Source organism: Acinetobacter sp. WCHAc060042 (genome assembly GCF_003231195.1).
Classification (GTDB): domain Bacteria; phylum Pseudomonadota; class Gammaproteobacteria; order Pseudomonadales; family Moraxellaceae; genus Acinetobacter.
The window spans coordinates 70,825-82,105 of the sequence record NZ_QKVN01000016.1 but is presented as its reverse complement, the minus strand read 5'-3'; the positions used below and the strand labels follow the sequence as shown (position 1 = coordinate 82,105).

Here is an 11,281-nt window from a genome sequence, read left to right as displayed (position 1 = left end):
ATAGTATAAAAAATTTATATTCATGCATGATCATGTGATTCCATATTTTTGTCTGCATTTTGTTCAGTCTGAAAGTTTAAAATAGCTTTCTTTATCTATATATATTTCATTTATTAAGCATTTTATCTTTTTTATTGTGGTTTTCATAAAAGAGATAGGTTTGCTTGGAATAATTCTTCTAATAAGTTGATTATGAATTAAGCTAGGTTGTATAAATTATAATCAAGCAAGGTGAATATAATTCATGGTAAAATGATCGGCTTTCATCTTTGATCTCTATTTGAGATCTTTCATCTGCCAGCCGAGAATTGCTAGCCATGTCTACTGCTTATACTATGCAGACCGCGCCTACAGCGTTGTTTGATTACGACAAATATTGGGCGTCATGCTTTGAACCTGCGCCATTTTTGCCGATGTCGCGCGAGGAAATGGATCAACTCGGTTGGGATAGTTGCGACTTTATTTTGGTCTGCGGTGATGCTTATATTGATCATCCATCATTTTGTTCGGGCATTATTGGTCGTACGTTAGAAGCACAAGGTTTCCGTGTCGGCATTATTGCGCAACCAGATTGGACTAATGTTGAAGCTTTTCGTGTTTTAGGTAAGCCCAATATTGCTTGGGGGGTGACTGCTGGGAATATGGATTCGATGATCAACCGTTATACGGCTGATCGTAAAATTCGTTCTGATGATGCCTATTCGCCAGATAACTTACCCAATAAACGTCCAGACCGTGCAGCAACCGTGTATTGCCAGCGTGTGCGTGAAGCATTTCCAGATGTGCCTGTATTGCTAGGTGGAATTGAAGCGTCTTTACGTCGTATTGCACATTATGACTATTGGTCAGACAAAGTTCGTCGTTCAGTGTTGATGGACTCAAAAGCCGATCTCTTGATGTATGGTAATGGCGAGCGTTCGATTACTGAGGTGATGCATCGTTTAGCCAAAGGAGAAAAAATTCACGAAATTACCGATGTTCGTGGCACGGCATTTATTGTGAATAAGTTAAACCGCCCATCTAAAGCCAAGTTTGTGGAAATTGCATCAAATGATGTAGATACCGTTGGTCGCGTTGATCCGATTATCAATCCTTATGTGATGACTGAAGATTTAGATGGCTGTGAAATTGAAAAAGATAAGGGTAATTCTTTAACCCAATACCAAAATTTCCAAAAAGAAATTGTGACAAATCAAATTGTTCGTGAAGGGGATCAACTTGATCCTGATACACAAATTGTGCAATTACAGCCGTCTTCAAAGGCAATTAAACATAAATTACCGCCACGTGAACTGGCTGTGATTCGTTTGCCTGCATTTGAAGCAGTGGCAGATGATCCAGTTTTATATGCACATGCCAACCGTATTTTACATCTTGAAACCAATCCAGGAAATGCACGTGCTTTGGTACAAAAGCATGGTGAGCGTGATGTTTGGTTAAATGCGCCACCGATTCCGCTAACCACGGAAGAAATGGACTATGTGTTTGATTTACCTTATGCACGTCTACCCCATCCTGTGTATGGGGATGCGCGTTTCCCTGCATTTGATATGATTAAGTTCTCTGTGAACATCATGCGGGGTTGTTTCGGGGGGTGTACCTTCTGTTCAATTACAGAACATGAAGGACGTATCATTCAAAACCGTTCAGAAGAATCAATTTTGCGTGAAGTGGAAAAGATTCGTGATACCGCACCAGGCTTTACTGGCATCATTTCTGACTTGGGTGGGCCTACAGCAAACATGTATCGTTTGCACTGTAAAGACCCTGAGATTGAAAAGAATTGTCGTAAACCATCCTGTGTTTATCCGGGTGTGTGTCAAAACTTACATACCGATCATGCCCCTTTAACGCAGTTATATCGTAAAGCACGCGCCATTAAAGGCATCAAAAAGATTCTGATTGGTTCGGGTCTGCGTTATGACTTGGCGGTGTTAAACCCTGAATATGTCAAAGAGTTGGTACAACATCACGTTGGTGGTTATTTAAAAATTGCCCCGGAACATACCGAAAAAGGTCCATTGTCGAAGATGATGAAACCTGGCATCGGGACCTATGATCGCTTCAAGCAAATGTTTGATCGTTTCAGTAAGGAAGCGGGTAAAGAGCAGTATCTCATTCCGTACTTTATTGCTGCGCATCCGGGTACGACTGAATATGACATGATGAATTTGGCGATTTGGCTGAAGAAAAATGGTTTCCGTGCCGATCAGGTACAGACTTTCTATCCATCGCCAATGGCAACAGCGACCACCATGTATCACACGGGTAAGAACCCATTAGCCAAAGTGGCGCGGTATACTGAAGATGTGGATATTGTGAAAGGTGAGAAGCGTCGTCGTTTGCACAAAGCATTCTTGCGTTATCATGATCCAAACAACTGGCCTTTGCTGCGTGATGCTTTAAAAGAGATGGGCCGCCAAGATTTGATTGGTAACTCGAAACAGCATTTGATTCCAACCTATCAACCGCAAGGGACAGAGGGGCAGTATCAATCTGCGCGTAAAAAGAACTCAACCGTGGATGGTGATTCGCAAAAGCGTAATGGTGAGAATCGTAACCAACAAGCGAAAAATCAATCTCGTCCGTCAAATACCAAGAAGCGTCCTGAGCGTGGTCAGATTTTGACGCAACATACAGGTTTACCACCGCGTGAAACAGGTGATGCCAAGAAGCCATTTGGACATTCAAAATCAAAACCGAAGTCTAAGTCGCGTGCTTAATCGGAACTGAAACTAAGAAGGGTGCCTTGGCATCCTTTTTTATGCGATATTATTTTTATAAGCAGTTAAAAGACTTTACTCTAGGGATTTTTGTCATTTGTCGGGAAAAATTTGGCATAGACTAAAATAGTATTGCACCCTAAGGATTGAGTCTATTACAGTATGAACTAGCTAAATAAATGATGTCGTTGTTTGCACAGTTGCAATGAATGTTACATCAAATGACATTGAAAAGATTTGTTTAGTTTTATAACCATTTGGTCAAATTTAGCTGTAATTTTTTATTTCGTGGTTTGGGAAAATGATCAGCACGCTATACTGATCGCATAAAAATCGGTGTGAGACCGGAAATTATAATAAATATGAGAAGGATACGAATATGACAACTTATATAGTAATTGGTAGTGTGATACTACTACTGTCCATGATTTTGGCGAGTAAGGGTTTAATTCCAAAAACAAAACAACAGGATAGTGCATTAAGGCAGCGCGCTATTTTCAATGTAAATGAACAATTAACCTATACACGATTGAAAGAAATTTTACCCCATCATACGATACTTGCACATGTGTCTTATGATGCTTTATTAACAACTAAATTTTCACGTACACGAAGTAAATATCGTAACTTGGTGGCCGATTTTGTGGTGGTAGATGCGATGCAGCAAGTGGTTGCTGTTGTGGCTTTAGATGACCCACTTTCCTTGAAACGTCCACAAAAGTCCCAATTTCAGGATGCGATACTCGATATGGCGGGTTATAAAGTCATCCGTTATGAAGAAGTACCTGAATATCATCAGTTACGTGAAGATTTTTATGGAGATGTCTATCTCCCAACACGTTTAAACAAAGATAAGAAAACCTCAAAAAAGTACGACTATTATAATGATGCACAAACACGAAAATTACGTGTGCTTGGCTAGTTGAGCTTTGAAGTTCATCATAAAAAACATGCGATCCATGTCTTTTATGATGAATAATTTATTTATTCAGGTTTAACCGCAACAACTGTTAACTCGACCAAGACACGTGGATCATAAAGTTTTGCCTCAACACAAGTACGAGGTAATGCATCAATATCGGCAACCCATGCATCCCATACTTCATTAAACGCAGCATAATCCTGTTCAATATCTTTTAAATAAATTGTCACAGATAAAATATGCCTTTTGTCTGTGCCTGCATCGGCAAGAAATTGGTCGATCATGTCGAAAGTCTGTTGAGTTTGTCCTTTAATATCTAAATCAAAGTCAGAAGCCAATTGTCCTGCTAAATGAATGAGGTTTCCAGCAATTGCCACTTCAGAAAAGCGATTTGAGACATGCAAACGTTGAACAGCCATGTGAGAGCCCTGTGCGCGTAGAATTAAAGATCATGATATATACCTCGATAGCCTATCACAAAGTCAAGTGCGACAGATGATCACTCGCTCGCAATCCCGTTATTTACAGTATTAAGGTTTTTTGGGGTTCTAAAATGACTCATAAGAGAGTGGTACTGACTTTGAGAGTATATGGTTATGATTTGAAGAGTGTGGTGTAAAAATAAGAAGCAGCGCTTAGTCTGAGTTGGAATGCGGGGATGAAAATTAATTATAGATAGTTATTGTTATTTTGATAAGGCTAAAATGCTACACGATGTAAAAGCAGTATGTCGTGATGAGCATCAGAGATGCCCTGTAATCTTTGGATTTGATCGTCACACCAATCACAGGACGTTATGCCAAAAGTAAAGGTGAGTTTTAGCATCTCAGCGCTTACATGGATAAATGTAGCGCGCCATTAGATTACTCTAAAAAAGGATATTGTGAATGCTAAATTGCATTATTTTTGTTCTTTTGGTTAAAAAATAGCTCATTTGGGTATTTCATCTTCCCACAAGGAGAGTTGAGGAAGTACTTCTTTGTGAGAAAGCGCATAAACACCAACACCCACTAATCGAAAGCATTGCTCTGGCCTGATATGCATGTCTTTGAGCAGGCTGTCTAAGATGAGTTGTAGTTCTGCCTGATGTTTAAGAGGTATTTTAAAGCTTTTGCTATGCTGTAAAGTCTGAAAATTCTTGAGTTTAAGTTTGACGGTGACGCCACGAGCATACAGTTGTTTTTTCTCGAGACTTCGCCAAACTTGTTCAATCAACTGGGGCCAAAATGGCATGCATTGTTCAATGCTTAAGTCATCATCAAAGGTCGTTTCTTTTGAGATTTGCTGACGTTCACGTTCTGCTTGTACAGGACGTTCATCTATCCCTTGCGCATATAAAAACAGTTGTTTGCCGTATTTGCCAAAATGGTGAATGAGTACATTTTCATCTAATTTTTGTAGATCGCCTAAAGTCTCAAGATTTAAGCTTTTTAACTTTTCTTGCATGACTTTACCGACACCAGGTATTTTTTTAAGCGCTAAGTGCTGAATAAACTGCTGAACGTGTGAGGGTTTAATCACACAGATCCCATTGGGTTTATTCCAGTCCGAAGCAACTTTGGCGAGAAATTTATTGGGTGCAACACCCGCCGAGGCGGTCAGTCCTGTGCTTTGAAAAATATCAGCGCGAATGCGCTCAGCCACTTCTGTAGCACTGGCCAGTTGTTGTAAATTTTCAGTGACATCTAAATAGGCTTCATCCAAAGAAAGGGGTTCAATGAGGGTCGTATAACGCTGGAAAATAGTATGAATCTGTTCTGAAACTGCCCGATATTTAGAAAAGTTGGGTTCAATCACGACCACTTGAGGACAGCGTTTTTTGGCTTGAGTCATCGACATCGCTGAACGGAGACCATATTGACGTGCAGGGTAGGATGCGGCTGCAATAACGGCACGAGGATGGTGCGAAGAAATGACCACAGGCAAGTGCTTTAAATCTGGACGTTCAAGCAACTCTACAGATGCGTAGAAGGCATCCATGTCGATGTGAATGATTTTTCGCATACTCGGTTTTGGTGTAGAGGTTCAGCTAAAGTATGGCACTATCTCTCTCGATTGCGAAGCCTTTCATCCACTATGCGCGACATGGTTTGTCTTCATGTTCTTATTTTTTGTTAAAGATGAAGGTGGGTGACTTATTTAATGGGTAAATTTTGTGGCAGTTGATAAAGTCCTTGGCGTTCTAAAAAGTGTATCCACTCTTGTTCTGAACCATGAAATACATTGAGATCAACCAAGGTAGGAACACCTTTAATTTGTCCTTGGCTAGTGTGTTGCCAAAAGGTCCATTTTGGATTGCCCTTGAGTTCAGGTTGACCTTGATACTCACGAATCCAAAGCGGTGTATTCTTAAACTTATCGACTAAAACAATATTATAAAATGCCTTAGAGGTATAAAAGATCGGCTGTAAGCCATAGTGTTCGTGCAGTTTATCATGCATGACCTGAATTTCTTTGAGCAGCTGTTCTTTGGTGTAGGTATTAATACAGTTACTGTCATATTCCAAATCAATCACAGGCGGCAAGCTATCTTTTTTCTTTGGCACGGTTTCAATAAAGTTTTGCGCTTGAATCTGCCCATCACGACATAAACGATAAAAATGATAGGCTCCGACTAAGAAGCCGTGCTCACGTGCTTTGAGCCAGTTGTCCTGAAACTTTCGATCTTTAAAATCGCCACCTTCGGTAGCTTTTAAATAGACGAATTTAAACTCTTTGGGAGAAATGGATTGCCATTGAATATCGCCCTGATGATGAGACACATCAAAGCCTTTTACGGGATACTCTTGAGCAGATGCGACATTGTTCTGCAAGAAAAAATAGGTGATTCCGAGACCGATACAGAGCACTATTACACAGGCGGCTGTGTAATAGGCTAATGATGTTTTTCGAGAAGCGGTGGCTTTTTTTCTTGCAGGCATGCTTTTGTAGGTGTTGATTTTTAGCTCATCATCATAGCTTGAATTCACTGAACTGACCATGATGATTATGGTCAGTGAATGGCCGTACTTTGTATCTGTTGTTAATCTGCGGTGTCTTTGGGGATATGCCAAAAAATAGCAGCAGTAATCAGGTTAATACAGCCCAATACAATCAAGGTATTATGGAATGCCATGACGATATGCTCTGTGCCCAAATACGCCGTAAAGACATTGACCAAAGTACCCGCCAAGGCTACACCAATACTCATCGACACCATCATGATCATCGACAAGAAACTGTTACCACTGCTGGCATCTTGTTGTGGCAGATCTTTCAGGGTAAGGGTATTCATAGATACAAATTGCAGTGAGTTCAGCATACCAAAAATAAAGAAATGCAGTGCGCGTAGCCATGTCGGGGTATCTGCGGTGTTGAGTGCGAAGCTGGCAATACATGCACCAACCAATAGGGTATTCACTAAAAGGACGTGGCGATAACCAAAGCGTTGAATCAAGTGACGAATGATGGGTTTGGATGCCAATGAACCTAGCACTGTGGGAATCATTAATAGCCCTGTAATTAAGGGTTCAAAGCCAAAGGCCAGTTGTAGCATCAAAGGCATGAGAAAGGGCATAGCATTGCCACCGAGGCGAGCAAAGAAATTGCCTAAAATACCCACGGCATAGATGCGGTTACCAAACAGCTTGCTACGAAATAAGGCATTTTTATGCGTATGCGCATGATAGGCATACCAAAGTGCAGTGACCAAACTCAATCCAACTAATCCGAGGCTCCACCATAAAGTTAGCTGCGGGCTAGCAAAATTTTCAATGCCTAAAGAGAGTCCTGCCATGGTAATGACCAGTAGGATAAAACCCCAAAAGTCAAAACGTGGCACATTCTGTTCGGTGACATTCGGCATGGCTTTAAAACTAATCAGGACCCCTAACAGCCCCATGGGGAGGTTAATCAGGAAAATCCAATGCCATGTGCTGACTTCGACCAGCCAGCCACCAAGTGTTGGGCCAATGAGTGGGCCAATCAGTCCCGCGAGGCTCATTAAGCTCATTGCGGATAAGAACTGCGTCCGCGGGATGACCTTGAGCATGGCTAAACGGCCAACAGGGAGCAATAATGCACCGCCTACGCCTTGGAGTACGCGATAGAACAATAATTCATTTAAGCTTTCAGAAAAACCACAGCCCAGTGAAGCAAGAGTAAAAATGATAATGGCACTGAAATAGGTATTGCGCACCCCAAAACGGTCTGCAAGCCAACCACTCAAGGGAATACAGGCAGCCACGGCAAGCACATAGGCCACCACCACGCTATGCATTTGGAGCGGGTCCTCATTTAGGCTGATGGCCATAGCAGGTAGAGCGGTATTCACAATGGTGGTATCTAAGCCTTGCATAAAAAAGCCAATCGAAACCAGAAGTACCAAAAGACGGTACTCAGGAGCGAGCGCTTGATGGGTTGGCGTTTGATTCATAGATACAACAAAGTGAAATTTTTAAACAGTTTAGCCCAATTTATACAGAACTGATGTTGTGAAAGTGCATTTATCACCTGCCATCAAATTGACATCTATACGACATTGAACTGCAACGCTTGCGTCATACATTGGTCAAATTTGAACCGATATTTAGATCATGATGAACAAAACATATAGTGCCGTATTTTTAGCATGCATGGGACTGGGTTTAGTGGGATGTAATGGCAGTGATGATGAACAAACCATTACATCCCCACCTGTTGTTGAGGAAGTTACGCCGAATAGTATTGAACTGGTCAAGCTTGCAAGTTATGCGTCGGGGGTATTTGGGCAGAGTGCAGCGGAGATTCCTGCTTATGATGCTGCGAGTCAGCGCCTATTCGTGGTAAATGCTCAAAAAGGCATGGTCGATGTTTTGGATTTCTCCAAACCAGCGCAGCCGACATATATTCAGTCTTTGGATGCCAAAACTTATTTAGCCAATTCCGAAGTGAATAGTGTCGCGGTGCATAATGGTATCGTTGCGCTTGCGGTTCAGGCTGAGGATAAAACCCAAACTGGTATCGTGGCTTTCTTTAAAGCACAAGATTTGTCTTATATTAGCCAAGTCAAGGTCGGTGCTTTACCCGATATGCTAACCTTTACACCTGATGGTCGAAAGGTGTTGGTCGCCAATGAGGCGGAACCGAATGAGGGTTATCAAATTGATCCTGAGGGTTCGGTTAGTATTATTGATATTTCTGACATTCAAAAACCAACAGCAAACATAGCAGGTTTCCAAGCATGGAATGACCGTAAACAAGAATTATTGGATGCAGGGATTCGTATTTTTGGTCCAGACATCAGCCAATACTCAAATGTCGCGACCGTAGGTATTCAAACCACCTCTGTAGCACAGGATTTGGAGCCTGAGTACATCGCGGTGAGTGCTGATGGAAAAAAAGCATGGGTCAGTTTGCAGGAAAATAATGCGATTGGGGTTTTAGACCTAGAAAAAAATCAATTTGTTGATCTTTTCCCGATGGGCTACAAAGACCATAGCTTGCCTGAAAATGCCTTAGATGGCAGTGACCGTGACTGTGCTATTGGTCAAGACTCGTTGGGGCGTAGTATTACAGAATGTGCAAAAGATGCAGGCATGATCAATATCCGCTCTTGGCCGGGGCTATATGGCATGTATATGCCCGATACCATTGCACAATATCAAGCCAAGGGTAAAACCTATTTGGTCACGGCCAATGAAGGGGATGCCCGTGAATGGTTAAAGGATGAAGCCAAATACTTTGAAGACGGGGACTTAAGTGCAGGTTATGCAGAAGAGATACGTATCAAACACTTGTTTAAAAAAGCAGGTTTTGATGCCAAAGGCGATTATGCAGCACATTTACGTCAGCTTGCGCCAGGTGTGAAAGGGGCAAAATTAAACCCAGATGTGTTTAAACCTTGTCAAACGGCTGACGCAACAGAAGTCTGTGCAGACAATTTAATTAAAGACGCACAAATTGGACGTTTGACCATTAGTTGGACTCAAGGTTATCAAAAAGATCCACTGACAGGTCTGCCGAAGTTGGATGAAAATGGTCGTCTGACGTATGACAAATTATATGCTTATGGTGGTCGTTCGGTAAGTATTGTCGACCCTGAAACCAAGCAGATTGTGTGGGACTCGGGCAGTGAGTTTGAGCGAAAAATTGCGGAGTTGTTTCCAAATCAATTTAATAGCAATCATGAAGCATTTAAATTTGATGACCGTAGTGACAACAAAGGCCCTGAACCTGAAGGAGTGACTCTGGGTAAAATTGGTGAAAAGACCTTTGCCTTTATTGGACTTGAGCGTGCCAGTGGCATCATGGTCTATGACATTAGCAACCCGAATCAGGCTAAATTTGTTCAGTACCTGAACCATCGCAACACCACCGAAACAGAAGTCACGAAGCAAGGAGACCTTGGCCCAGAAGGTTTGATCTTTATCGCGGCGAAAAATTCACCAAATGCTCGACCTTTATTGGTAGTGGGGAATGAAGTCAGTGGTACGACGTCAGTTTATGAAGTGAAGCTAAATTAATAGCTTAGTTTAAATAAAGAGCACAGTGGTGCTCTTTTTTATGGCGCTACAAAAAATATATGACAATAATGTCATGAAAATGAAATAAAACCGTCATAATCTCTGCCAAAGCTTCAATGGCAGGCTGTTGGAAAGATTCTGCAAAAGGTTTGTTTTATGACAATCGAAATCTTGATGGTGATTGGCTTCTGTTTAGCAGCTTATTCTATCGTCGGAAATGATGTGCCACAGACATTAGGTACCTTTATTTCATCGAATGCACACCGCCCATGGTGGGTGCTTTGGCTCTTTATCAGCACCATTTTAGTTGTGGTTCTGATCTATGGTTGGTATGCATCAGGTGTGGGAGATGCCTCTTACGGTCGCTTAGAGACGATTCCATTTCCAGATAATGGGATTACGTGGCTGTATATCGTACCGCCAATTTTACTTTTGTTTTTGACCAAATACGGCATTCCTGTGAGTACCACTTTTTTGGTTTTAACCATTTTCTCGCCTGCAAGTTTGGGGTCGATGATGGTGAAGTCAATGATGGGCTATGCCGTGGCTTTTGTGGTTGCGATTATTGTCTATCGTTTTGTGATGCGACAAGTGGCAAAGTACTTTGCCAAAACCCGTCATGAAGAACCTTCGCATATTTGGATTGGGTTACAGTGGGTATCGACCGCTTTTTTGTGGAGCCAATGGCTGATTCAAGATTTGGCCAATATTTTTGTATACGTGCCACGCCAAGTTCCGTTGGCATTTTTGCTGTTTGCTATCGCCATCTTTGTGGTGTTGTTGGCGCTGATTTTGTACCAACGTGGTGGGGCGATTCAAAAAATTGTTGATACTAAAACAGGTGTAACGGATATTCGTGCTGCAACGATTATTGACTTTATGTATGCCCTGATTTTGTTGGTCTTCAAGGAGTGGAGCAACATTCCAATGAGTACCACATGGGTATTCTTAGGTTTACTTGCTGGTCGTGAGTTTGCTATGTCGATGATTTTTGATGAGGTGAATAAGCACCGTACTTCGCGCAATGTCAGTAAAGATGCCATGAAGTTGATGTTTGGTTTAGCCATGTCGGTGATTTTGGCGACCACTTTGCCGTGGTTCTACAACTTTGTCACGAATTATGGTCAATAGACGAAGCTGTTAAAAAAGCGAGC

Annotated in this window: 8 protein-coding genes; 4 read left to right on the top strand and 4 right to left on the bottom strand. The window is 41.8% G+C overall.

Translation table 11 applies throughout. The annotated features are described in order from the left end of the window. The first annotated feature begins 317 nt into the window (after positions 1 to 317). Positions 318 to 2,723, top strand: a complete 2,406-nt coding sequence (locus tag DPG01_RS08880) for a YgiQ family radical SAM protein (protein ID WP_086209806.1) — start codon at positions 318 to 320, stop codon at positions 2,721 to 2,723. Positions 2,724 to 3,102: 379 nt separating this feature from the next. Then, positions 3,103 to 3,645 carry a DUF2726 domain-containing protein gene (locus DPG01_RS08875; protein ID WP_110974831.1) on the top strand — a complete coding sequence of 181 codons (543 nt, stop codon included), beginning with the start codon at positions 3,103 to 3,105 and terminating at the stop codon, positions 3,643 to 3,645. A gap of 62 nt (positions 3,646 to 3,707) precedes the next feature. On the opposite strand, the gene DPG01_RS08870 is transcribed toward DPG01_RS08875, so the two are convergent. From DPG01_RS08870 to mdtD, 4 genes are all read right to left on the bottom strand, one after another. Beyond that, positions 3,708 to 4,064, bottom strand: coding sequence for a RidA family protein (locus DPG01_RS08870; protein ID WP_110974830.1), 357 nt, complete (start codon positions 4,062 to 4,064; stop codon positions 3,708 to 3,710). Between the two features lie 511 nt (positions 4,065 to 4,575). After that, a complete protein-coding gene (dinB, locus tag DPG01_RS08865; RefSeq protein ID WP_086209803.1) occupies positions 4,576 to 5,649 on the bottom strand; it encodes a DNA polymerase IV in 1,074 nt (357 codons plus the stop codon). 131 nt (positions 5,650 to 5,780) lie between these two features. Next, positions 5,781 to 6,626, bottom strand: coding sequence for a GH25 family lysozyme (locus DPG01_RS08860; protein WP_416346129.1), 846 nt, complete (start codon positions 6,624 to 6,626; stop codon positions 5,781 to 5,783). A gap of 41 nt (positions 6,627 to 6,667) precedes the next feature. Further along, the gene (gene mdtD / locus DPG01_RS08855) at positions 6,668 to 8,059 is read right to left on the bottom strand and encodes a multidrug transporter subunit MdtD (RefSeq protein ID WP_110974829.1); all 1,392 of its coding nucleotides are present in this window, start codon (positions 8,057 to 8,059) and stop codon (positions 6,668 to 6,670) included. Positions 8,060 to 8,219: 160 nt separating this feature from the next. Between mdtD and DPG01_RS08850 the strand changes: the two genes are divergently transcribed. Together DPG01_RS08850 and DPG01_RS08845 are read left to right on the top strand one after the other, a co-directional pair. Beyond that, complete coding sequence (locus DPG01_RS08850) at positions 8,220 to 10,127, top strand: choice-of-anchor I family protein (RefSeq protein WP_110974828.1); 1,908 nt, start codon at positions 8,220 to 8,222, stop codon at positions 10,125 to 10,127. A 156-nt stretch (positions 10,128 to 10,283) separates the two neighbouring features. Further along, a complete protein-coding gene (locus DPG01_RS08845; protein WP_110974827.1) occupies positions 10,284 to 11,258 on the top strand; it encodes a hypothetical protein in 975 nt (324 codons plus the stop codon). Positions 11,259 to 11,281: the final 23 nt, after the last annotated feature.